This window comes from Bradyrhizobium sp. SZCCHNRI2009 (assembly GCF_032485115.1).
GTDB lineage: Bacteria > Pseudomonadota > Alphaproteobacteria > Rhizobiales > Xanthobacteraceae > Bradyrhizobium.
Map to the genome: position 1 here is coordinate 737,037 of NZ_JAUEUH010000002.1, position 24,140 is coordinate 761,176.

Here is a 24,140-nt window from a genome sequence, read left to right on the forward strand (position 1 = left end):
ACCAAGCCCCCCCATCTTCCGGCCCATGGTCTCCCGCGCGCGGCTCAAATCGTTCCTGACCGGGCTCGCCCTCTACACGATGGCGGCCGCCATCATCGGCTATTTCGGCATCAACGCCTATACCGGCCGCTACGGCCTGACCGCGCGTCAGGAACTCGACCAGGAGATCATTGCGCTCACCTCCGAGCTCGCCCGGCTGAAGCAGGAGAGGGCGGAGGGTGAGAAGCGCGTGTCGCTGCTGCGCTCCGACCGGGTCGATCCCGACATGCTCGATGAGCGCGCCCGCTTCCAGCTCGGCTACGCTAACCCGCGTGATCTGATCCGGATCAATCGGCCGAACTGAGCGAGCCGGTCTCCGCGATGCATCCGTTGTGAGACTCGCCTCGCGTCTGCGTAACGAACGCAGGCACGACAAGCCCATGACGAGGAAGACCCGCGCTGCGCGCGGGCCTTCGACGATCGCTGATGGGCTGCCCCTTATGCGGTCCGCACGGTGGCGAGGAACTTGTGGACCTCGGCCTTCAGGCGGTTGCTGTCCTGGGACAGTGACTGCACAGCGTTGAGCACCTGGGACGAAGCCGTCCCCGTCTCGGTCGCTTCGCGCTGGACGTCGGCAACATTCGCGGAGACCTCTTTCGTACCGCTGGCGGCTTGCTGGATGTTGCGCGAGATTTCCTGGGTTGCGGCGCCCTGTTCTTCGACAGCGGCTGCGATGGTGGCGGCGATTTCCGACATCCGGCCGATCGTGTCGCCGATTTCCTTGATGGCGGTCACCGAATGCTGAGTGGCGGTCTGGATGGCGCCAATCTGCTGGCTGATCTCTCCCGTCGCCTTGGCAGTCTGCTCGGCGAGCGCCTTGACCTCCGAGGCGACAACGGCGAAGCCGCGGCCAGCTTCACCCGCCCGCGCCGCCTCGATGGTGGCGTTCAAGGCCAGCAGGTTGGTCTGGCCGGCGATGGTGTTGATGAGCTCCACCACGTCGCCGATGCGAGCCGCCGCTTGCGACAATTCGCCCACGCGTTCATTGGTCTTGCGGGCCTGCTCAACGGCTTCACTGGCGATCGCCGAAGACTGCTGCACCTGTCGGCTGATCTCGTTCACGGAGGAGGACATTTCCTCGGTGGCGGCGGCGACCGACTGGACGTTGTTGGAGGCGGCGCCTGAGGCGCCGGCTACGACGGTGGCAAGACCCTTCGAGCGCTCGGCCGTTGCGCTGAGCGACTGGGCCGATGACTCCAGATCGGTCGCTGCCGACGACACCGTCTCGATGATCTGGCCGACCGCTGTCTCGAAATCGTTCGCAAGGCGCATCGTATCGATCTTGCGCTGCTCGGCCTGGCGTGCCTCCAGCTCGTTCTGCTCGGCCTCGAGCCGCTGGCGGGCGACGGCATTGACCTTGAACACCTCGACGGCACGGGCCATCTCGCCGACCTCGTCGCGCCGTTCCGAGTTCGGGATCTGCACAGCGAGATTCCCGTTCGCAAGCTCGGTCATCGTCCGGGTGATCGCTTGCAGCGGCCGGACCAGGCCGCGCGCGATCATCAGGGTCGCAACGCACAGCAGGGCGATCAGTCCGACGGCCCACATCAGCGTCACCTTGACGGAGGCGTAGAACGCCTCGTCGAGATCGTCGACATACACGCCTGTGCCCACAACCCAGTTCCACGGATCGGCCTTCATGGTGTAGCCGAGCTTCGCCACCGGGACGCTGCTGCCGGCGCGCGCGAACATATAGCTGACGAAGCCGCCACCAGGCTGGGTCGAAGCCGCGATCAACTCGCGTACGAAGGGCAGACCATTGGCGTCCTTTTCGTTGAGCAGACCCTTGCCCTCCCAATCCGGCTTCGGGCCAAGCACGAGGTTCACGCCGTCCGGCTGGTAGACGAAGATGTAGTCGTTCTTGCCGAACCGAATGCCGCGGAGCACGGCCTTGGCGCGGTTCTGCGCCTCGTCCGCGGTCAGGGCCCCCTTCGCCGCCGCATCGGCAAAGCCCTTCACGATCGACACGGCAGATTGCACCTGTCCGACGACTGCAGCCTTACGCTCTTCGACCAGGGCTGTTCGGGTGGCCAGCAGCTGGCTGACCACGGCGACGATACAGACGCCGATGGATAACGCGACCAGAACCGCAAAGCGGCGAGGGATGGTGAGAACCATGTTCGTTCCTGTCAGAGGGCCCAGGCAGCCGGACAGTCCAGGCAGCCAGGGATTTTCGTTGAGTTGTTTGATTTCGTTGATGAATTCGGAAAAATTGTGCGCTGCGGAAGGTTTAGAATTGATTGATTCGAAGGCCCGTAGGAACACGGAGACCCCCTGCCGCTGCTCGGTCGGAATATCCGTTATGCCGATGTTCGATATGTCGGGTTTTTTGGTCGCTGTCGGCGTCGTCGAGATCCCAACGATGAGGGTGTCGTCGAGGGCGTCGCCGGCTTGGCCTCACGCGTCCCATCCGCTGAGATGGCTGCTCTTTTTTGTAGCGGCCTGCGGTCGGATTCCAAAAATGGTGGAATTGTATTTGCAATATTTCGTGTGCATTGCAGCGCGGCACGCCAAAGCCTTCGGACGCGCCACGCGGTCCTTTTACGTCTCCTGGAGTTGAGCTAGAGAGAGCTACTTTTTCTCTCATCCGGAATTGCCATGGCCGCACCGAAGAAGACCGCCGCAAAGGAACAAGGGCAGGACAGAGACAACGGCCCGCCGCCGGAATTCACCAGAGAACAGGAATTGGCTGCGCTTCGCGACATGCTGCTGATCCGCCGCTTTGAGGAAAAGGCCGGTCAGCTTTATGGCATGGGTGCGATCGGCGGCTTCTGCCATCTTTACATCGGCCAGGAAGCCGTCGTGGTCGGCATGCAGATGGCGCTGAAGCCGGGCGATCAGGTCATCACCGGCTATCGTGATCATGGCCACATGCTGGCCACCGGCATGGACGCCAAGGGCGTGATGGCCGAGCTCACCGGGCGCCGCGGTGGATACTCCAAGGGCAAGGGCGGCTCCATGCACATGTTCAGCATGGAGAAGAACTTCTTCGGCGGCCACGGCATCGTCGGCGCCCAGGTCTCGCTCGGCACCGGCCTTGCGCTCGCCAACCGCTACCGCGGCAACGACTCGGTCAGCGTCGCCTATTTCGGCGATGGCGCGGCCAACCAGGGGCAGGTCTATGAGAGCTTCAACATGGCGGAGCTCTGGAAGCTGCCGGTGATCTACGTCATCGAGAACAACCGCTATGCGATGGGCACGGCGGTGTCGCGCGCCTCGGCGCAGACCGACTTCTCCAAGCGCGGCATCTCCTTCAACATCCCGGGCGAGCAGGTCGACGGCATGGACGTCCGCGCCGTGAAGGCTGCGGGCGAGAAGGCCGTTGCCTGGTGCCGCGAGGGCAAGGGCCCGTACATTCTGGAAATGCAGACCTACCGCTATCGCGGCCACTCGATGTCGGACCCGGCGAAGTATCGCACCCGCGAGGAGGTGGAGAAGGTCCGTCACGACCAGGATCCGATCGAGCAGGTGCGCAACCGCCTGCTGGCGGCCAAGGTCAGCGAGCAGGATCTCAAGACGATCGATGCCGACGTGCGCAAGATCGTCAACGAGGCCGCCGATTTCGCGCAGGCCGATCCCGAGCCCGATGTCGCCGAGCTCTACACCGACGTTTACCGCTGAGCGCGCGCAAGCTGTTTCTCTGGAGCTGATATGCCTATTCAAGTTTTGATGCCTGCGCTGTCGCCCACGATGGAAAAGGGCAATCTCGCCAAATGGCTGAAGAAGGAAGGTGAGGCGATCAAGTCGGGTGACGTGATCGCCGAGATCGAGACCGACAAGGCCACGATGGAGGTCGAGGCGACCGACGAGGGCACGCTCGGCAAGATCCTGATCCCCGAAGGCACCGCCGACGTCGCGGTCAATACGCCGATTGCGACCATCCTCGCGGATGGCGAGAGCGTGGCCGATCTCGGCAAGGCGGCACCCGCTGCCGAGATGAAAGCCGCGCAGTCGGCGCCGCCGGCCGAGCCGGCTGCTTCGGTGTCGGCATCGCCTGCGCCGACCGGCGTGGCTGCGCCGCAGAGCGTGGCCGAGCCCGATCCCGAGGTGCCAGCGGGCACCGAGATGGTGACGCAAACCATCCGCGAGGCGCTGCGCGACGCCATGGCCGAGGAGATGCGCCGAGACGGCGACGTCTTCATCATGGGCGAGGAGGTCGCCGAATATCAGGGCGCCTACAAGGTCACCCAGGGCCTGCTGCAGGAGTTCGGCGCCCGCCGCGTGATGGACACGCCGATCACCGAGCACGGCTTCGCCGGCATCGGCGTCGGTGCGGCGATGGCCGGCCTGAAGCCGATCGTCGAGTTCATGACCTTCAACTTCGCCATGCAGGCGATGGACCAGATCATCAACTCCGCGGCGAAGACACTCTATATGTCCGGTGGCCAGATGGGCTGCTCGATCGTGTTCCGTGGTCCGAACGGCGCCGCCGCCCGCGTTGCCGCGCAGCATAGCCAGGACTACGCGTCCTGGTACTCTCACGTTCCCGGCCTCAAGGTGATCGCGCCGTACTCCGCGGCGGACGCCAAGGGCCTGCTGAAGGCCGCGATCCGCGATCCGAACCCGGTGATCTTTCTCGAGAACGAGGTGCTCTACGGCCACTCCGGCGAAGTGCCGAAGCTCGACGACTATGTGATCCCGATCGGCAAGGCGCGCATCGCCCGCAGCGGCAAGGACGTCACCATCATCTCGTGGTCGAACGGCATGACCTACGCGCTGAAGGCCGCCGATGAGCTTGCCAAGGAGGGCATCGAGGCCGAGGTGATCGACCTGCGCACGCTGCGTCCGATGGACACCGAGACCATCGTCGCCTCGGTCAAGAAGACCGGCCGCGCGGTGACGGTGGAGGAGGGCTGGCAGCAGAGCGGCGTCGGCGCCGAGATCGCCGCGCGCATCATGGAGCACGCCTTCGACTATCTCGATGCCCCAGTCGCGCGCGTGTCCGGCAAGGACGTGCCGATGCCGTATGCGGCGAATCTCGAGAAGCTCGCGCTGCCCTCGGCCGCGGAGGTCGTTCAGGCCGCCAAATCCGTCTGCTACCGGTAAGCCGTCGAGGACGCCCAGATGGCCGGACCCAAGGAGCAGCCGCTGCCGCCCGATGTGATCGGCCGCGAGGACGCCACCGAAGTGTTGCGCGCCTTCGTGCTCGATGGCGGGCTCTCGATCGCCTTCCAGCGCGCCTTCGAGGAGCCCGACGTGTGGGGGCTGCTCCTGGTCGACGTCGCCCGTCATGCTGCGCGCGCCTATGCGCGCGAGAGCGATTATTCCGAAGACGAGGCGCTGCAGCGCATCGTCGAGATGTTCGAAGCCGAGCTGGCTCGGCCGACCGATACGGGCACCACCAGCCCCAGGTCGAAACAAGGTCACTGATCATGCCGATCAACATTCTCATGCCCGCGCTGTCGCCGACGATGGAGAAGGGCAACCTCGCCCGTTGGCTCAAGAAGGAAGGCGACCAGGTCAAGTCAGGCGAGGTCATCGCCGAGATCGAGACCGACAAGGCCACGATGGAAGTCGAGGCGGTCGACGAAGGCACCCTCGCCAAGATCCTTGTGCCGGAAGGCACGCAGGACGTGCCCGTGAACGACGTGATCGCGGTGCTCGCCGGCGAGGGCGAGGACGTCAAGGCGGCCGGCAGCGCGCCGGCGGCGGCCGCTCCCAAGCCCGAGGCCAAGCCCATCGCCTCGGCGGCTCCCGCTGCGACAGCTGCACCGGCCGCGGCGCCCGCGCCGAAGCCGGCTACGGCTCCTGCGCCAGCCGCGCCTGCGGGGCCCCCTCAGGTCAACGGCCATGCGCGCATCTTCTCGTCGCCATTGGCGCGCCGTCTCGCCAAGGATGCCGGCATCGATCTCGGCCGCATCACCGGCACCGGCCCGCATGGTCGCGTCGTCGCGCGTGACGTGGAAGAGGCGAAGTCCGGCAAGGGCCTGAAGGCCGCGCCGTCGGCGGCTCCCGCCGCGGCAGGCGCGCCGGCGCTGGCGCCGTCGATGTCGGACAAGCAGATCCTGGCGCTGTTCGAGCCCGGCTCCTACGAGGTCATCCCGCACGACGGCATGCGCCGCACCATCGCGCAGCGCCTGACGGCGTCGGTGCAGAACGTCCCGCACTTCTATCTCACGATCGACTGCGACATCGGCAAGCTCCTGGCTGCGCGCGAGGAGATCAATGCGGCGGCTCCCAAGGACAAGGAGAAGAAGCCGCTCTACAAGCTCAGCGTGAACGATTTCGTCATCAAGGCGATGGCGGTGGCGCTGCAGAAGATCCCGAACTGCAACGTCAGCTGGACCGAAGGCGGCATGGTCAAGCACAAGCATTCCGACGTCGGTGTCGCCGTCGCAATGCCCGGCGGACTGATCACGCCGATCATCCGCAAGGCCGAGACCAAGACGCTATCGGCGATCTCCAGCGAGATGAAGGACTTTGCCGCGCGCGCCCGCTCGCGCAAGCTGAAGCCGGAGGAATATCAGGGCGGCACCACGGCCGTCTCCAACCTCGGCATGTACGGCATCAACCACTTCACCGCCGTGATCAATCCGCCGCATGCGACGATCCTCGCGGTTGGCACCTCGGAAGAACGCCCCGTGGTGCGCAACGGCAAGATCGAGATCGCGAGCATGATGAGCGTGACCCTGTCGTGCGATCACCGCGCGATCGACGGCGCGCTCGGCGCCGAGCTGATCGGCGCCTTCAAGCAGCTGATCGAGAATCCCGTGATGATGATGGTGTGATCTTGCTTTCCGGAGCGGGATGGCAAACGGGGCCAACGCATGCGCATCAGAACGCGATGGCCCTGGATCACGGCGCTGGTGAGCGCCGCGCTGTTCGCCAATCCGCTCGGGATCGACGTCATCCATTCTGCCTTCTTCTCCGGCGAGGCGCTGTCGCGCGGCATCTGGGCGCCAATCGCGCTCGCCGGATTCGCTATCTGCACCCTGCTGATGCTCCTGGAAGCCGTCATGCGAGCCATGATCTGGCGACGCTCCGTCCGCAGCCCCACCGTCTGATTTCCGACTGCTTAAGTTGAATGGGAGCCGTCATGGCCGACACATCCTTCGACATCATCATCATCGGGTCCGGCCCGGGCGGCTACGTCGCCGCGATCCGCGCCGCCCAGCTCGGCTTCAAGACCGCGATCATCGAGAAGTCCTACCTCGGCGGCATCTGCCTGAACTGGGGCTGCATCCCGACCAAGGCGCTGCTGCGCTCGGCCGAGATCTATCACTACATGCAGCACGCAAAGGACTACGGGCTGTCTGCCGAGAAGATCTCCTACGATCCAAAGGCGGTGGTGGCGCGCTCGCGCGGCGTCTCGAAGCGGCTGAACGACGGCGTCGGCTTCCTGATGAAGAAGAATAAGGTCCAGGTGATCTGGGGCAAGGCTGCGATCGACGCGCCCGGCAAGATCACGGTGACCAAGTCCGACGTCGAAGCGCCCAAGGGCGCGCTGGGTGAGGGGACCTATCAGGCGAAGCACATCATCGTTGCCACCGGCGCGCGGCCGCGCGTGCTGCCGGGGCTCGAGCCGGACAAGAAGCTGGTCTGGACCTATTTCGAGGCGATGGTTCCTGACAAGATGCCGAAGTCGCTGTTGGTGGTCGGCTCTGGCGCGATCGGCATCGAATTCGCCTCGTTCTTCCGCACGATGGGCTCCGAGGTCACCGTGGTCGAGGTGCTGCCGCAGATCCTGCCCGTCGAGGACGCCGAGATCGCCGGCCTCGCGCGCAAGCAGCTGGAGAAGCAGGGCCTCAAGATCATGACCGGGGCCAAGGTCACCAAGCTCGACAAGAAGAGCGACAGCGTGGTCGCCACGATCGACGACGGCAAGGGCAAGATCGAGGCGGTCGAGTTCGATCGCGTGATCTCGGCCGTCGGCGTGGTCGGCAACATCGAGAATCTCGGGCTGGAGAAGCTCGGGGTGAAGACCGATCGTGGCTGCATCGTCATCGACGGCTACGGCAAGACCAACGTGCCCGGCATCTACGCCATCGGTGACGTCGCCGGTCCCCCGATGCTGGCGCACAAGGCCGAGCATGAGGGCGTGGTCTGCATCGAGGCGATCAAGGGCCTGCATCCGCACGCGATGGACAAGAACCTCATTCCGGGCTGCACCTACTGCCATCCGCAGGTCGCCTCCGTCGGCCTCACCGAGGCCAAGGCCAAGGAGCAGGGCCGCGACATCCGGGTCGGCCGCTTCCCCTTCGTCGGCAACGGCAAGGCGATCGCGCTCGGCGAGGACCAGGGCCTGGTCAAGGTCATCTTCGACAAGAAGACGGGCCAGCTGATCGGCGCCCACATGGTCGGCGCCGAGGTCACCGAGCTGATCCAGGGCTATGTCGTGGCGATGAATCTCGAAACGACGGAAGAAGAGCTGATGCACACGGTGTTCCCGCATCCGACCCTGTCGGAGATGATGAAGGAAGCCGTGCTCGACGCCTACGGCCGCGTGCTGAACATGTAGCTCCGTCCCCGCTCGTCATGCGCGGGCTTGACCCGCGCATCCATCGCGCTTCGGGAAACTCTGCGAAGCGGATGGATTGCCGGGTCAAGCCCGGCAATGACGACAGCAGCCAGAAAGTCACTGCCGTGAAATCCAGCGACAATCTCACCATCGAACGTCCGACCTTCGTCACCCATCTCGAATGCGCGATGGAAGGCGATCACTATCCGGCGGATCAGGTCCACAACCTCTCCAAGGCCGGCAAGCCGCTGCTGGTGCGCTACGATCTCGCAGGCGTGAAGCGGGCGCTCACGAAGGACGCGCTGGCGCAGCGTCCGGCCGACATGTGGCGCTATCGCGAACTGCTGCCGGTGCGCAAATGCCAGGACATCGTCAGCCTCGGCGAAGTCATGACACCGCTGATCAGCCTGCCCAAGCTGTCGAAGAAGCTCGGCGGCGGCGAGATCATCGTCAAGGATGAGGGCCGGCTGCCGACCGGCTCGTTCAAGGCGCGCGGCCTCGTGATGGCGGTGTCGATGGGCAAGGCGCTCGGCATCAAGCACATGGCGATGCCGACCAACGGCAATGCCGGTGCTGCGCTCGCGGCCTATGCGACCTCCTGCGGCATCAAGACCACGATCTTCTGTCCGGCCGATACGCCGGAGGTGAATGTCAGCGAGATCGAGCTGCAGGGCGCGACCGTCTACCGCGTCAACGGACTGATCGACGATTGCGGCAAGATCGTCGGCGAGGGCAAGGCCAAGGTCGGCTGGTTCGATACCTCGACCCTGAAGGAGCCGTATCGCATCGAGGGCAAGAAGACGATGGGCCTGGAGCTTGCCGAGCAGCTCGGCTGGGACGTGCCCGACGTGATCTTCTATCCGACCGGCGGCGGCACTGGCCTGATCGGCATGTGGAAGGCGTTCGACGAACTGGAGAAGATCGGCTTCATCGGCGCAAAGCGTCCGCGCATGGTCGCGGTGCAGGCCTCGGGCTGCGCGCCGATGGTGCGGGCCTTCGAGCAGGGCGTCGAGCATGCGACCCGGTGGGAAGACGCCCACACCATCGCGTCCGGCATCCGCGTGCCTCAGGCGGTGGGTGATTTTCTCATCCTGCGCGCGGTGCGCGAGAGCAAAGGTTTCGCCATTGCGGTCGATGATGAGAAGATTTCATCTGCGCTCAGCGAAGTCGCGCGCGAGGAGGGGCTGCTGTTGTGCCCGGAAGGCGCGGCGACCTATGCCGCCTACAAGCAGAGCCTGGCCGACGGGCGCGTAACGAAAAACGATCGCGTCATGCTGTTCAATTGCGCGACAGGACTTAAATATCCGCTGCCGCCGGTCACCCGCACGCTCGATCGTCACCAGCCGATCGACTTCGGGCAGTTCTAACTAACAACCAGCACCGCGGCCTCGGGCACATGCTCCGGCGCAGACGCATTCGCGTCTGCCGCCGGTGCGTGCGACACAAGGGAGGACGTGATGCGACGAGCTCTTTGCGCCGTGCTGTTGGTGTGTCTTGCGCTGATGCAGCCGGCGCGCGCCGACAATTATCCCTCGCGCGCGATCACCGTGATCGTGCCATTCGCTGCCGGCGGCCCATCGGATGCGATGATGCGCATCCTCGCCGAGCACATGAGACAGACGCTCGGCCAGCCCGTTCTGATCGAGAACGTGACAGGGGCGGGCGGTTCGATCGGCGTGGGCCGTGCCGTCCGCTCGAAGCCCGACGGCTACACCGTGAGCTTCGGCCATCTCGGCACCCATGTCGCCAACGGCGCCGTCTACCGGCTCGGCTATGACCTCGAAGCCGATCTCGAGCCGGTGGTGCTGCTGCCGAGCAATCCGATGATCATCGTCAGCAGGAACAATATCCCGGCGAAGTCGCTGCCGGAGTTTCTCGCCTGGGTGAAGTCGCAGCCGAACCCCGTGTCGGCCGGCACCGCGGGCAATGGCTCCGGCAGCCACATCGCGGGGCTCTATTTCGAGCAGGTCACCGGCCTCAAGCTGCAATATGTGCCGTATCGCGGCACGGGACCGGCGATGAACGATCTGGTCGCCGGCCAGATCGATCTGATCGTCGACCAGACCTCCAACGCCATCAACCAGGTTCGTGCCGGCACGATCCGCGCCTACGCCGTCACCGACGCCAAGCGGCTCGAGTCCGCGCCGGAGATTCCGACCACCGACGAGGCCGGCCTGCCGGGCTTCCACATGACCCTGTGGTCGGGCCTCTGGCTGCCGAAGGGCGCCAGCAAGGAGATCGTCGACACCCTCAATGCTGCGGCGGTGGCTGCGCTGGACGAGCCGGATGTGAAAAATCAATTGAAAAACCTGGGGTTGCAGATGCCCGCGGCCGACCAACGGGGCCCCGCCGCGCTTGGAACCCTGCAACGCGCCGAGATCCGCAAATGGTGGCCGATGATCCGCGCCGCCGGGGTGGTGCCGGAGTAGGTTCACCCTGCCACGCCCAATCGCACATGGTTGCGCATCGGCCACGAATGTTGCGACGTCGCCACAGTTTACGAAGTTTTGGTAACAATCTCCGGCGCTCCGCAAACGCGCCGCTTTTTAGCCACACCTGGTCGTGAAATACTTTGATCAGAACATAACCAGTGCGTGTGAGGCTGCCGAAAATCCACTTGCCGGATTTTGAGCGTTCTCCGCGGCACCGGGAGGCCAAAACAGCGATGGACGCGAAGACCGACATCAAGCGCAGGCTGCCCAGCCGTCATGTGACGGAAGGGCCCGAGCGTGCGCCGCATCGGTCCTACCTCTACGCCATGGGCCTCACCACGGCGCAGATCCATCAGCCCTTCGTCGGCGTCGCCTCGTGCTGGAACGAGGCTGCGCCCTGCAACATCGCGCTGATGCGGCAGGCTCAGGCGGTGAAGAAGGGCGTGGCGCACGCCGGCGGCACGCCGCGCGAATTCTGCACCATCACCGTGACCGACGGCATCGCGATGGGCCATGACGGCATGCGCTCGTCGCTGCCGTCGCGCGAGGCGATCGCCGATTCCGTGGAGCTGACGATTCGCGGCCATTCCTACGATGCGCTCGTCGGCCTCGCCGGCTGCGACAAATCGCTGCCGGGCATGATGATGGCGATGGTCCGGCTCAACGTGCCCTCGATCTTCATCTATGGCGGCTCGATCCTGCCCGGCAATTTCCGCGGCCAGCAGGTCACCGTGCAGGACATGTTCGAGGCTGTCGGCAAGCATTCGGTGGGCGCCATGTCGGACGACGACCTCGACGAGCTCGAGCGCGTCGCCTGTCCGTCGGCTGGCGCCTGCGGCGCCCAGTTCACGGCCAACACGATGGCGACGGTGTCCGAGGCGATCGGGCTGGCGCTGCCTTATTCGGCCGGGGCCCCGGCGCCTTACGAAATCCGCGATGCCTTCTGCATGACCGCCGGCGAACAGGTCATGGAGCTGATCGCCGCCAATATCCGCCCGCGCGACATCGTCACGCGAAAATCCCTGGAGAATGCCGCTGCGGTTGTGGCGGCGTCCGGCGGGTCGACCAATGCTGCGCTGCATCTACCTGCGATTGCACACGAGGCCGGCATCAAGTTCGACTTATTCGACGTCGCCGAAATCTTCAAAAAGACACCTTATATCGCGGATTTGAAGCCGGGTGGCCGCTATGTCGCCAAAGACATGTTCGAGGCTGGTGGCATTCCGCTCTTGATGAAGACGTTGCTCGACCATGGCTATTTGAACGGCGACTGCCTCACAGTCACCGGCCGGACGATCGCCGAAAACCTCAAAGGCGTGAAGTGGAATCCGCACCAGGACGTGGTGATGCCGGCTGACAAGCCGATCACTGCAACCGGGGGTGTCGTCGGTCTGAAAGGCAATCTCGCGCCAGAGGGCGCGATCGTGAAAGTCGCGGGCATGTCGAACTTGAAATTCTCTGGGCCGGCCCGCTGCTTCGATCGGGAAGAGGACGCCTTTGACGCCGTCCAGAAGCGCACCTATCGCGAAGGCGACGTGATCGTCATTCGCTACGAGGGGCCGCGCGGCGGTCCGGGCATGCGGGAAATGCTGCAGACCACGGCGGCGCTGACAGGGCAGGGCATGGGCGGCAAGATCGCGCTGATCACCGACGGCCGGTTCTCGGGCGCGACCCGGGGCTTCTGCATCGGCCATATCGGACCGGAGGCGGCGGTCGGCGGGCCGATCGCGCTGGTCGAGGATGGCGACATCATCGAGATCGACGCCGAGGCGGGCATCCTTAACGTGAAGTTGAGCGATGCCGAGCTGGCGACACGCAAGACCAAGTGGACGCCGCGTGAGACGCATCACACGTCAGGTGCACTTTGGAAATATGCCCAGCAGGTGGGGCCGGCCGTGGCGGGCGCCGTGACCCATCCAGGTGGTGCGCAAGAGAAGTATTGCTATGCGGACATCTGATCGGATCCTTTTCGCATTGATGCTGGGGGTTGCCCCGCTCGCGTTGCCGACGCCATCGTTCGCGTTCGATGGCGCTCCGGTCAACCAGGAGCCGGCGATTCCCGTGGCTGGACAGCAGGCTGGCGCCGGCGCGCTGCGCAAGGCGCTGCCCGCGACGACGTCCTCGACCTCACCCACGCAGTCCCTGACGGCGCTGCAATACGCGGCGGAGGAAGGCCACCCGATTGCGCAGTTCAAGCTCGGCCGCATGTATGCGGCGGGCGATGGCGTTGCGCGCGACGACATGCGCGCCTTCGACTATTTCAGCCGCATCGCCAATGCGCATGCGGAGGACAGCCCGTCGGCGCCGCAGGCGCAGATCGTCGCCAATGCCTTCGTCGCGCTCGGCCGCTATTACCTGAGCGGCATCCCCAACACGAAGGTCAAGGCCGATCCGGATCGCGCGCGGGAGATGTTCTCCTATGCGGCGTCCTACTTCGGCAATGCGGACGCCCAGTACGACCTGGCGCGGATGTACCTGAAGACCGCGGATGCCTCGCGCGACGACTTCCGTTATGGTGCGCGCTGGCTCGGCCTCGCCGCGCAGAAGGGCCAGCACCAGGCCCAGGCGCTGCTTGGTCAGATGCTGTTCAACGGCGACCGGTTGCCGCGCCAGCCGGCGCGCGGACTGATGTGGCTCACGCTGGCGCGCGACAGCGCCGGTCCGGACGAAGCCTGGATCAAGGAGAGCTACAACCGCGCCTTCGCCAAGGCCTCGGACGATGACCGCGCCTCGGCGCTGCAGATGCTCGAGAGCTGGGTGCAGGGCAAGCGCGAGTAGCAGGAGCGGAATGCATCGCGTTCCCTCCGTTCGAGAGAGGGGCTGCGATGATCATCCGCGATGCGACGGCTGACGATGCCGAGGCGGCCTGCGCCGTGTTGCGGGCCTCGATTTCCGAATTGTGCAGGGACGACCACCGCGGCGACCCGCAGATCCTGGCGCGCTGGCTGGCCAACAAGACACCGCAGAACGTGGCGCAGTGGGCGGACGGGCAGGGGCGCTCACTGCTGGTCGCGGTCGAGGATGGTGCGATTCTCGCGGTCGGCGGGCTCGCGCATCCCGGCGAGATCACGGTCAACTACGTGTCGCCGCAAGCAAGCCCGGTTTCGCGGCATCAGCTCGGCGCTGGTGGCCGAGCTGGAGCGGCGGGCGGTCGCGCTTGGTGCAAGGGAGATCGCCTTGTTGAGCACCGAGACCGCGCATCGATTCTATCTCGCCCGCGGCTACGTCGATGTCGGCGTGCCCGCCGGCAAGTTCGGCACCGCGGCCTCCTATCCGATGCGCAAAACCCTCGGTCCCGTGCGGTGAGTCGCGGGTCGCGGCGGCACATCGAGGCCATGGCAGCGGATGCCTAACGAATAGGCGTCCGCGCGCCGATGTTCTGACCAGCATCAGGTTCCAGAACCAAAATCGGCGAACTTTGGTACACGAACGACCGCGATGACGCCAAAACGCGCTTGGCACGATTCGTGAGTGCAAATCCTCTGCAACAGCAGAGGCGGCACGTTTGCACAGCGTTCGGATCGGCCTGATCATTCCTCAGCGCGGCTCGGCGGGGTTGTGGGCACCCTCCGCGGAAGCCTGTGGGCGGCTGGCCGTGACCGAGCTGAACCAGGCCGCCGGCATCCGCCGCCGACAGGTCGAGCTGATCGTCATCGACGCCGGCGCAACCGCCGCCAGCGCGGGTCGGGCCGCGGTCGAAGCGGTCGACGAGTTCGCCGTCGACGGCCTCGTCGGCATGCTGCCGAGCTATGCGCGCGATCCTGTCGCGCAAGCCGCGCGCGGCCGCGTGCCGTTCGTCTACACGCCCCAGTTCGAGGGCCTGCCGGCGAACAGCGATGTGATGACCACGGGAGAGACCGCCGGCGAATTGCTGGCACCCGCGATCCAATGGCTCTCGGAGTGCAAGCACGCCCGGCGGTTCTTCCTGTGCGGCAACGACTACATCTGGCCGCGTTCCTCGCTCGACATCGCCAAGCGCCTGATCGCGCGATACGGCGGCGTCGTCACCGGAGAGCACTACGTGCCGGTCGGCGTGCATGATTTCGACGAGATGCTCGATCGTATCAAGACCACGCGCAGCGATGTCGTTCTCCCGGTCTTTCTCGGCTTCGACTGCATCGCCTTCAGCCGCGCCTTCTGCGCCGCCGGGCTCAGCCGCCACGTTCTGCGCTTCTCCTCGGCCTTCGACGAGACCATCGTCTATGGACTCGACAGCAGCGAGACCGAGAACGTCTTCGTCGCCTCCAGCTACTTTGCATCGCTGCGCTCGCGCAACAACGGCGCCTTCCTGGAGCGTTACTACACGGCGTTCGGCGACAACCCGCCGCCCGCGAACGGCTATGGCGAGTCCTGCTACGAGGGCATTCACGCGCTCGCCGCGCTGATCGAGCGCGCCGAGAGCTTCGATGCGCGCGTTCTCAGGCGCTTCTTCGGGCGCACGCTGCAGCGGCGCACCGCGCGCGGCACGGAGGCGCAGCCGGTGGTTGGCGGCCGGCACCCGATCCACCTCGCCGAGCTGGACGGCTACGACTTCGCGGTCGTCGCCTCGCGCTGACGCGCAAGGTGCGCCCCAAAAAACACTTGCCTTTTCAAATATTGTAATTTTAAACTTTGCGCGACTTGTGCAACAGCATCACCAACCGATGGGGACCCCTGATGACTTTTTCCCGCCGTCGTTTTCTGCAACGCTCGGCCATCGCGACGTCGACCTTGATCGCGGCACCTGCGGTGTTCCGCTCAGGCGCGCTCGCGGCCGAGAACCCGATCACCGTCGGCAGCCTGCATGACCAGTCGGGCCCGATCGGCACCTCCGGCACGCCGATGGTCTATGCGCTGCAGCTGGCCGTCGAGGAGATCAACGCCGCCGGCGGCCTGCTCGGACGTCCCTTGAAGGTGATCCACTACGACACCCAGTCCAACATCCAGCTGTACTCGCAATACGCCCAGCAGCTGGCGGTGAAGGACAAGGTCGACGTCGTCCACGGCGGCATCACTTCGGCCTCGCGCGAGGCGATCCGGCCGACCTTCGACCGCTTCAAGGTGCTGTATTTCTACAACACGCTGTACGAAGGCGGCGTCTGCGACCGCAACACCTTCTGCACCGGCACCACGCCGGCGCAGACGGTGGAGAAGCTGGTGCCGAGCGCGATGAAGAAGGCGGGCAAGAAGGCCTACATCATCGCGGCCGACTACAATTACGGTCAGATCACCGCGAAGTGGATGACCAAGTACTGCAAGGACAATGGTGGCGAGATCCTCTCGACCGACTTCTTCCCGCTCGACGTCACCAATTTCGGCTCCACCATCTCGAAGATCCAGGCGGCCAAGCCCGACCTCATCCTGTCGGCGCTGGTCGGCGGCAACCACACCGCATTCTACCGGCAGTGGACCGCCGCCGGCATGAAATCGAAGATCCCGATCGCCTCGACCACCTTTGGGCTCGTCAACGAGCCCTCGACGCTGGACGCGGCGGAAAGCGATGGGGTCATCGGCGCCTACGGCTATTTCGAGGAGCTGACCACGCCGGCCTCCAAGAGCTTCGTCGAGAAGATCAAGAAGGCGCATCCGGATTCGCCTTACATCAGCGAGCTCGCCTCGTGCACCTATGAAGGCGTGATGCTGTGGGCCGAGGGCGTCAAGAAGGCCGGCAGCATCGACCGCATGAAGGTGATCGAGGCGCTCGAAAGCGGCCTCGTCTTCGACGGCCCCAGCGGCAAGGTCTCGCTCGACAAGCCGACCCATCACACGGTCCGCAACGCGTTCCTGGCCGAGGTCAAGGATCGCAAATGGTCGGTGCTGGAAACCTACACCGACGCCAAGCCTGCCGACACCGCGAGCGTCTGCGATCTCGTCAAGAACCCCACCGACACCAAGCAGTACATCATCAATCTCTGACGCCTGCCGGGTCCCGCCATCCGGCGGGGCCCGGTGTCCCTGGACTGCCCTGAAAGACCTGACGCATGGCGATCTACGTCATCCTCGCGCTCGACGTCCTCAATGGAATCTCGTCGCTGTTCCTGCTCTGCCTGGGACTGGCGATCATCTTCGGCATGATGAAGATCATCAATCTCGCCCATGGCGAATTCATCATGCTCGGCGCCTATGCGACCGTCATCTCCGCCAATGCCGGTGTGAACATCTGGATCGCGATGCTGATCATCGCGCCGCTGTTCGTCGGCATCGTGGGGCTCGTGATCGAGCGCTGCCTGATCCGCTTCCTCTATGGCCGTCTCGTCGATTCGATGCTTGCGACCTGGGGCCTCAGCCTCCTGATCATCGGGATCATCACGACGATCTACGGCAATACCCAGCAGGGCGTGCCGACGCCGCTCGGCGGCTTCTCGATCGGCTCATATCAGTCGAGCTATTACACGTTGTTCCTCGCATTGATGGCGGCGGTCATGATGGCGCTCATCTATGGCGTGATGCGCTACACCCGCTTCGGCCTGGTCGCCCGGGCGACGATGCAGAACCCGGCGATGGCGGCCACGCTCGGCGTCAACCCGGCCCGGGTCTACATGAGCACCTTCGCGCTCGGTGCGGCCGTGACCGGCCTCGCCGGGGGCCTGCTGGCGCCGGTCTCCGGCATCACCCCCGTGATGGGCGGCGCCTACGTCGCCAAGGCGTTCATGACCGTGGTCGGCGGCGGCGCCGCAATCCTCTCCGGCACGCTCTCGGCCGCGAGCCTGTTCGGCTCGGTCAACCAGATCGGCGCCTATTTCACCACGCCGGTCTATGGCGAGGTGATCGTCTTCACCACCGCGATCGTGCTGATCCGCTTGCTGCCGCAGGGCATCTCCGGGCGCTTCTTCAAGGGGAACCTGTGATGGACAAGCACCTCCGTCTTTCCGGCCAGGTGGGCGCGATCGTCCTTGCCATCGCAGCGATTGCGATCGTGCCGAGCGTGATCGAGCTGTTCGCGCTGATGCAGCTGACGCTGTTCGCTGCAATGGCGGTGCTGGCGCTCAGCCTCGCCTTCATCTGGGGCTTCGGCGGCATCCTGTCGTTCGGGCAGACCGCGTTCTTCGGGCTCGGCGGCTATGCCTATGCGATCGCGGCCATCAATTTCCAGGACTCGACGCCTGCGATCCTGGTGGCCATCGCGGTCCCGGCGACGTTCGCGGCGATCCTCGGCTATTTCATCTTCTTCGGCCGCATCTCCGACGTCTATCTCGGCGTCATCACGCTCACGGTCACGCTGATCCTGTTCAACTCGGTCAACTCGACCTCGGGCGATCCGTACAGGATCGGCAAGGCGCTGCTCGGCGGCTTCAACGGCATGCCGGCGGTGCCGACCTTCAACATGCCGTTCGATCCGTCGACCGTGCTGTCGCCGGAGCAGTCGTGGTGGACCACGGCCTATGTGCTGCTCGGCGTGTTCCTGCTGCTGCGTCTGCTGCTGGCGTTGCCGGCCGGGCGCATCATCGTCGCGGTGCGCGAGAACGAGGTACGGGCCTCGCTGCTCGGCTACGACCCGCGGCTGGTGAAGTGCCTGACCTTCATCCTCGGCGGTGCGATCGCTGGGCTTGCCGGCGCGCTCTACGTCAACTGGGGCGCCTTCGTCAGTCCGACCATCTTCAGCCTGTCGCTGTCGGCGGAGATCATCATCTGGATCACGGTCGGCGGGCTCGGCACCTTGTTGGGGCCGATCATCGGCTGCGTCGTCATCGAATACATCGTCGCCTATATCGGCTCGCAGCAGCTGTTGAACTCCAACCTCGTGCTCGGCGGCGTGCTGGTGATCTTCGTGCTGCTGCTGCCGAAGGGCATGGTGCCGACCGCCCGCGATCTCGTGATGCGGCTGATGCCGGCCTCCAAGCCGAAAGCCAATGGTCCACCGGTGCAATCCGCTGCGGCGCCGCATCCTGCAGGAGCCGAATGACATGGCGGACCTCGTTCCTCTGCTCAAGGCCGAGCACCTGACGATGCGCTTCGGCGGCGTCGTCGCCAATGACGACATCACCTTCACCCTGCAGGAGATGGAGTTGCGCTGCCTGATCGGCCCGAACGGCGCCGGCAAGAGCACGTTCTTCAAGACGCTGACGGGACAACTGGTGCCAACGTCGGGCAGCATCGCGTTCCGCGGCATGCCGATCGCCGGCAAGCTGTCGCACGAGATCGCGCGCATGGGCATCGGCATCAAGACCCAGGTCCCGAACGTATTCAACGGCCTCTCGGTGCGCGAGAACATCTGGATGGCGGTGCGCCGCAAGGCGACCCCGCGCCAGCAGGGCCCGGCGGTCAATGCCGTGCTCGAGATGATCCGGCTGACCGACTACGCCGACAGCATCGTCGCGACGCTGTCGCACGGCCAGCGCCAATGGGTCGAGATCGGCATGGTGCTCGCCGCCGAGCCCGAGCTGATCCTGCTCGACGAGCCCGCCGCGGGGATGACCGACGAGGAGACCTTCCACACCGCTGCGATCATCCGCGAGATCAACCAGACCCGTGCGATCGTGGTCGTCGAGCACGACATGGAGTTCATCAAGCAGATCGCCAAGCGCGTGACGGTGTTCCACCAGGGCCGCGTGCTGGTCGAGGACACCGTGGACAAGGTGCTCGCCGACCAGCGCGTCCGCGACGTCTATCTCGGCAAGAAGGTGGCGGCATGAGTGCGCTTCTCGAAGTCAACGGGCTCAAGTCCGGCTATGGCCGGATCCCGATCCTGTTCGGCGTGGACCTGACGGTCGCCGACGGCGAATATCTCGGCATCCTCGGCCATAACGGCATGGGCAAGACCACGGCGTTGCGCACGCTGATGGGGCATCTGCCAACCACCGACGGCTCGGTGGTGTTCGCAGGCCGAGCCATCACGCATCTCAAGCCGCACGAGCGCTCGCGGCTCGGCATCGGTCTGGTGCCGCAGGGCCGGGAGATCTTTCCGGACCTTTCGGTCATGGAAAATCTGCGCATGGGGCTCGCCGCGGCTCCCAAGGAGGACCGTAGCGTCATCGATGCTGTGCTGCAGGATTTTCCGCGGCTGGTCCGCCTGCTCGACCGCCGCGGCGGCGCGCTGTCCGGCGGCGAGCAGCAATTGCTGGCGCTGGCACGCTGCCTGTGCACCAAGCCGAAGCTGATCCTGTTGGACGAACCGACCGAAGGCATCCAGCCGTCGATCATCGAGGAGATCATCGAGACGCTGCTGGCGTTGAAGTCGCGCTGGAAGATGTCTTTGATCGTGGTCGAGCAGAACCTCGAATTCATCACGTCGTTATCGGACCGCATCCTGCACATCCAGAAGGGGCGTATCACCGAGGAACTCGACCGTGAGACTCTCCTGGCCCGGGAAGGTCAGATGGTCCCGAGCTAGAGCCCGTACCGGCGCAGCTGCGCCGGCCCATTGAACTGACAATCTGCTGTCTCTGCCCAGCTTGTCCTCACAAGAAAGGATGACTCATGTCCATCAAACGCCCGAATGCCGAGGAAGTCGCCGATCTCGCCGCCAGCCTGCACATGAACATGACGGTGGAGGAGGCCGCCGAATATCTGTCGCTGATGGGCGGCATGTTCGACCAGTACGATATCATCGACGAGCTGCCGAACCCGCTGCCGCCTGTCAAATATCCGCGCACGCCGGGCGCCAAGCCGCCGCCGAAGGAGAACAAGTACAACGCCTGGGCGATCAAGACCGAGGTGAAGGGCGCGTCCAGCGGCAAGCTCGCCGGCCGGAGCGTCGTGCTGAAGGACAACGTCGCGCTCGCCGGCGTTCCCATGATGAACGGCTCGACCACGCTCGAAGGTTTCATTCCCGCCGCCGACGCCACCATCGTCTCCCGCATTCTCGATGCCGGCGGCACCATCGTCGGCAAGGCCGTCTGCGAGCACTTCTGCCTGTCCGGCGGCAGTCACACCTCCGATCCCGCGCCGGTGCACAATCCCTGGAAGATGGGCTATTCGGCCGGCGGCTCGTCGTCGGGCAGCGCCGCGCTGGTGGCGGCCGGCGAGGTCGACATGGCGATCGGCGGCGACCAGGGCGGCTCGATCCGCATTCCAGCGTCCTATTGCGGCATCTACGGCATGAAGGCGACCCACGGCCTCGTGCCTTACACCGGCGTGATGCCGATCGAATCGACGATCGACCACACCGGACCGATGACCAAGTCGGTCGCTGACAATGCGCTGCTGCTCGAAGTGCTGGCCGGCGCCGACGGTCTCGATCCCCGGCAATATGCGCCGAAGGTCTCGGCCTACACCGAGGCGCTCGGCAAGGGCGTCAAGGGTCTCAAGATCGGCGTCCTCAAGGAAGGCTTCAGCGCGCCCAACATGGAAGAGGGCGTGGTCGCCAAGGTCAAGGCTGGCGCGGAGCGCTTCGCCAAGATGGGCGCGAGCGTGTCGGAAGTCTCGATCCCCGAACACATGCATGCGCTGGCGGCGTGGAATCCGATCACGCTCGAAGGCTTCCTCGTGCAGATGATGCTCGGCAACGGCATGGGGTTCAACTGGAAGGGCCTTTACGATGTCGGTCTGCTCGATGCGCATTCCGGCTGGCGCACGCGCGCCGACGATCTGTCGGTGACGTTGAAGCTGACGATGCTGGTCGGCCAGTGGGGCCTCGAGCACTATCGCGGCCGCTACTACGCCAAGTCGCGCAACATCGCGCTCCAGGCCAAGGCGGCCTATGACGCCATGTTCGGCTCCTACGACCTGCTGCTGATGCCGACCCTGCCGTGCGTCGCCACGCCGATCCCGGCCAAGGATGCGCCGCTCGCCGAGGTGGTGCAGCGCGCCTTCGAGATGACCGCGACGACCAGCCCGTTCGACGTGACAGGTCATCCGGCGATGACCCTGCCGTGCGGCCTCTCGGACGGCCTGCCGGTTGGCCTGATGCTGATCGGCAAGGACTACGCCGAATCCACCATCTACCAGGCGGCGGCGGCGTTCGAGGCCGACGGCGACTGGAAGACCTTCTGATGATCACCATCACCGCGGTCATCAGGGCCAAGGCGGGACACGAGGCCACGATGCGCGACGCCCTCGTCGCCGTCGCGGCTCATGTCGCGGCCAACGAGCCGGAGACGATCGGGTTCTTCATCTCGCAGAGCGAGACCGAGCCCGGTCTGTTCACGACCTACGAGCGCTTCGCCGACAAGGCCGCGATGGACCGCCACAACGGCTCCGCCGCGGTGGCGACGTTCTTCGGCATCGCCAAGCCGATCCTCGACGGCGAGGTCATTCTCGTGACGTCGCAGGAGGTGTCGGCGACGCTGCGGTAGTGCGCTGGGAGGTACCAACCGTCTCCACAGTCATTCCGGGGCGATGCGACAGCATCGAACTATGGTGCGCAATTGCGCACCTGAGAATCTCGAGATCCGGGTTCAGCCCTGGCGGGCTGCCCCGGAATGACAGTGATGACGTCAACGAGAGGAAATCACGCCGATGCTCCGTTTGCACGGCATCATAGGACGCGCCGACGACAGGGCTTATGCCGGAAAACTCCACGCGCTGGAGCATCGCGGCGGCATCGAGCTGTTGTTCGTGCCGCCGGAGGACGCCGGCCGCAGGCGCTTCCGGCTGACCACCGATCGCGGCACCGACTGCGCCGTCAGCCTCGATCGCGACGAACAGCTCGTCGACGGCGCGCTGCTGCATCTCGATTCCGATCGCGCCATCATCGCCCGCTTCGGTGAGGAGCAGGTCTGGCACCTGCGCGCGCGCGATCCGGCCTGTGCGCTGAAGCTCGGCTGGCACGCCGGCAACCTGCACTGGCGCGTCCGCTTCGAAGACGATCATCTGATCGTGCTGCTCGATGCCCCGCTCGACACCTATCGCGCCCGCATCCAGCCGCTGCTCGATGCCGGCGAGGTCGTGGAGCGCGATCATGTTTGACCGCGGCGAGGCGCTCGCGCTGCTGCAGCTCGGCGACAGTGCCTTTCCCGCCGGCGGCTTTGCGTTCTCCTGGGGCATCGAAGGCCTCGCGGCCGACGGCCTGCTGTCCGGTCGCGCCGACCTCGACGGCGTTATTGCCGATCACCTCGCGCAGCGCTGGGCCAGCATGGATCGCATCCTGCTCCGCCGCGCCTGGCACGCCGACGACATTGCCGCGATCGCCGCCGTGGATCGCCTCGCCGAGGCGACAACGCCGTCGGCCGAGATGCGCGAGGGCTCGCGGCGCGCGGGCAGGGCGCTGCTCGGCGTCTGGGTCAAGCTCGCCGGTCCGTTGTCTCAGGCGTACCGTGCCCGCGCTTCTGCCGATGCGCGGCTCGGACATCTGCCGGTGGTACAAGCCATCACCGGCCGCGATGCCGGCCTTGGCCTCGACGCGGCCGAACTGGTCTCCGGCTGGACCCTCGTCGCCGGCCTCGTCAGCGCCGCCGTGCGGCTCGGCCTGATCGGCCACATCGAGTCGCAGCGCAGCCTCGCGCTTGCCCGCGCACGGCTCGCTGATCTGCTCGACGAGACACCCGACGACGACGCGATGCCGTCGAGCTTCACGCCCTTCATCGACATCGCCGTGTCGCGCGGTCCGCTGCGGCACGTGCGCATGTTCACGACCTGACCAGAGGTGCCGCGCCATGATGAACCTGTCGCCGACCGAGATGGATCGTCTCGTGATCTTCAACGCCGCGCAGATGGCGCGGCGCAACCGCTTGCTCGGCATCAGGCTCAGCCATCCGGAGGCGGTGGCCTACATCACCGACGAGGTGATGACCGCGGCGCGCCGCAATCTGCCCTATGCCGAGATCCGCGACATGGCGGGACGGCTGCTCACGACCGACGACGTCGAGCCCGGCGTCGCCCAGATGATCCCGATGCTCTATGTCGAGCTGATGTTTGCCGAGGGCACCAAGGTGATGGCGCTGTTCGAGCCGATCCAGCCGGCCGACGGCACTGCGGGTGACGAGTTCGTGCCCGGCGAAATCATTGCGGGCGGCGACGACATCGCGATGTTCACTGAGCTGCCGGCGGTCACGCTCGACGTCGTCAACACCGGCGACCGGGACATCCAGGTGCGCAGCCACACCCATTTCTTCGAGGTCAACCGCGCACTGTTGTTCGATCGTGCCGCCGCCTGGGGCATGAAGATTGATCGTCCGGCGGGACTCGGCGTCCGCTTCGAGCCGGGCGTCACCAAATCGGTACGCCTCGTGCCGATCACCGGCGACCGCATCGTGCGCGGCCAGGCCGGACTCGTCAACGGCCCGCTCGACGCGGCCGGCGCGCGCGAGACCGGGCTGAAACTCGCGCAGTCGCGCGGCTATCTGGGAGCTTGA

General features: G+C 65.4%; 24 protein-coding genes. 23 read left to right on the plus strand and 1 reads right to left on the minus strand.

All coding sequences use genetic code 11. The annotated features are described in order from the left end of the window. The first annotated feature begins 25 nt into the window (after window positions 1-25). Window positions 26-343, plus strand: a complete 318-nt coding sequence (locus tag QX041_RS10955) for a septum formation initiator family protein (protein WP_315711657.1) — start codon at window positions 26-28, stop codon at window positions 341-343. 134 nt (window positions 344-477) lie between these two features. Here the strand turns inward: QX041_RS10955 and QX041_RS10960 are convergent, their stop codons facing one another. Further along, window positions 478-2,157 (minus strand): methyl-accepting chemotaxis protein, encoded by a 1,680-nt coding sequence (locus QX041_RS10960; protein WP_316165291.1) that lies wholly within the window; start codon window positions 2,155-2,157, stop codon window positions 478-480. Between the two features lie 480 nt (window positions 2,158-2,637). On the opposite strand from QX041_RS10960, the gene pdhA reads away from it, so the two are divergent. The 22 genes from pdhA to ureB all read left to right on the plus strand — a co-directional run bounded on the left by pdhA (window position 2,638) and on the right by ureB (window position 24,140). Next, the gene (pdhA, locus tag QX041_RS10965) at window positions 2,638-3,660 is read left to right on the plus strand and encodes a pyruvate dehydrogenase (acetyl-transferring) E1 component subunit alpha (RefSeq protein WP_315711659.1); all 1,023 of its coding nucleotides are present in this window, start codon (window positions 2,638-2,640) and stop codon (window positions 3,658-3,660) included. A gap of 30 nt (window positions 3,661-3,690) precedes the next feature. Beyond that, a complete protein-coding gene (locus tag QX041_RS10970) occupies window positions 3,691-5,085 on the plus strand; it encodes a pyruvate dehydrogenase complex E1 component subunit beta (protein WP_315827496.1) in 1,395 nt (464 codons plus the stop codon). Window positions 5,086-5,103: 18 nt separating this feature from the next. Next, entirely contained in the window at window positions 5,104-5,409 is a 306-nt protein-coding gene (locus tag QX041_RS10975) for a DUF5076 domain-containing protein (protein ID WP_015666657.1), read from the plus strand. Window positions 5,410-5,411: 2 nt separating this feature from the next. Further along, entirely contained in the window at window positions 5,412-6,767 is a 1,356-nt protein-coding gene (locus QX041_RS10980; protein WP_316165292.1) for a pyruvate dehydrogenase complex dihydrolipoamide acetyltransferase, read from the plus strand. A gap of 39 nt (window positions 6,768-6,806) precedes the next feature. Then, complete coding sequence (locus QX041_RS10985; protein ID WP_210262323.1) at window positions 6,807-7,043, plus strand: hypothetical protein; 237 nt, start codon at window positions 6,807-6,809, stop codon at window positions 7,041-7,043. 32 nt (window positions 7,044-7,075) lie between these two features. Continuing rightward, the gene (lpdA, locus tag QX041_RS10990; RefSeq protein ID WP_316165293.1) at window positions 7,076-8,497 is read left to right on the plus strand and encodes a dihydrolipoyl dehydrogenase; all 1,422 of its coding nucleotides are present in this window, start codon (window positions 7,076-7,078) and stop codon (window positions 8,495-8,497) included. A gap of 125 nt (window positions 8,498-8,622) precedes the next feature. Beyond that, window positions 8,623-9,864, plus strand: coding sequence for a threonine synthase (locus QX041_RS10995; RefSeq protein ID WP_316165294.1), 1,242 nt, complete (start codon window positions 8,623-8,625; stop codon window positions 9,862-9,864). 90 nt (window positions 9,865-9,954) lie between these two features. After that, entirely contained in the window at window positions 9,955-10,926 is a 972-nt protein-coding gene (locus QX041_RS11000; protein ID WP_316165295.1) for a tripartite tricarboxylate transporter substrate binding protein BugD, read from the plus strand. Window positions 10,927-11,162: 236 nt separating this feature from the next. Then, window positions 11,163-12,887, plus strand: a complete 1,725-nt coding sequence (gene ilvD, locus QX041_RS11005; protein WP_315827502.1) for a dihydroxy-acid dehydratase — start codon at window positions 11,163-11,165, stop codon at window positions 12,885-12,887. A gap of 103 nt (window positions 12,888-12,990) precedes the next feature. Continuing rightward, complete coding sequence (locus tag QX041_RS11010; RefSeq protein ID WP_409977886.1) at window positions 12,991-13,707, plus strand: tetratricopeptide repeat protein; 717 nt, start codon at window positions 12,991-12,993, stop codon at window positions 13,705-13,707. Window positions 13,708-13,950: 243 nt separating this feature from the next. Then, window positions 13,951-14,235, plus strand: coding sequence for a GNAT family N-acetyltransferase (locus tag QX041_RS34380; protein ID WP_410051863.1), 285 nt, complete (start codon window positions 13,951-13,953; stop codon window positions 14,233-14,235). Between the two features lie 199 nt (window positions 14,236-14,434). Then, entirely contained in the window at window positions 14,435-15,484 is a 1,050-nt protein-coding gene (locus tag QX041_RS11020) for a substrate-binding domain-containing protein (protein WP_315827504.1), read from the plus strand. 101 nt (window positions 15,485-15,585) lie between these two features. After that, a complete protein-coding gene (locus QX041_RS11025; protein WP_316165296.1) occupies window positions 15,586-16,824 on the plus strand; it encodes an ABC transporter substrate-binding protein in 1,239 nt (412 codons plus the stop codon). A 65-nt stretch (window positions 16,825-16,889) separates the two neighbouring features. Beyond that, window positions 16,890-17,756 carry an ABC transporter permease subunit gene (locus QX041_RS11030; RefSeq protein WP_316165298.1) on the plus strand — a complete coding sequence of 289 codons (867 nt, stop codon included), beginning with the start codon at window positions 16,890-16,892 and terminating at the stop codon, window positions 17,754-17,756. Further along, window positions 17,756-18,811 (plus strand): branched-chain amino acid ABC transporter permease, encoded by a 1,056-nt coding sequence (locus tag QX041_RS11035; protein ID WP_316165299.1) that lies wholly within the window; start codon window positions 17,756-17,758, stop codon window positions 18,809-18,811. Before QX041_RS11030 ends, QX041_RS11035 begins: the two co-directional genes overlap by 1 nt. A 1-nt stretch (window position 18,812) precedes the next feature. Then, window positions 18,813-19,541 (plus strand): ATP-binding cassette domain-containing protein, encoded by a 729-nt coding sequence (locus QX041_RS11040; RefSeq protein ID WP_315711676.1) that lies wholly within the window; start codon window positions 18,813-18,815, stop codon window positions 19,539-19,541. Next, entirely contained in the window at window positions 19,538-20,239 is a 702-nt protein-coding gene (locus QX041_RS11045; protein ID WP_315827507.1) for an ABC transporter ATP-binding protein, read from the plus strand. The genes QX041_RS11040 and QX041_RS11045 overlap by 4 nt, the downstream gene beginning before the upstream one ends. Before the next feature lie 86 nt (window positions 20,240-20,325). Further along, entirely contained in the window at window positions 20,326-21,840 is a 1,515-nt protein-coding gene (locus QX041_RS11050; RefSeq protein WP_315827508.1) for an amidase, read from the plus strand. Continuing rightward, window positions 21,840-22,142 carry a putative quinol monooxygenase gene (locus QX041_RS11055; protein ID WP_257164995.1) on the plus strand — a complete coding sequence of 101 codons (303 nt, stop codon included), beginning with the start codon at window positions 21,840-21,842 and terminating at the stop codon, window positions 22,140-22,142. The genes QX041_RS11050 and QX041_RS11055 overlap by 1 nt, the downstream gene beginning before the upstream one ends. A 163-nt stretch (window positions 22,143-22,305) precedes the next feature. Continuing rightward, window positions 22,306-22,755 (plus strand): urease accessory protein UreE, encoded by a 450-nt coding sequence (gene ureE / locus QX041_RS11060; RefSeq protein ID WP_315711680.1) that lies wholly within the window; start codon window positions 22,306-22,308, stop codon window positions 22,753-22,755. Beyond that, entirely contained in the window at window positions 22,748-23,425 is a 678-nt protein-coding gene (locus QX041_RS11065) for an urease accessory protein UreF (RefSeq protein WP_315711682.1), read from the plus strand. Before ureE ends, QX041_RS11065 begins: the two co-directional genes overlap by 8 nt. Before the next feature lie 16 nt (window positions 23,426-23,441). Then, on the plus strand, window positions 23,442-24,140 hold the full coding sequence (gene ureB / locus QX041_RS11070) for an urease subunit beta (RefSeq protein ID WP_315711684.1): 699 nt from the start codon (window positions 23,442-23,444) through the stop codon (window positions 24,138-24,140).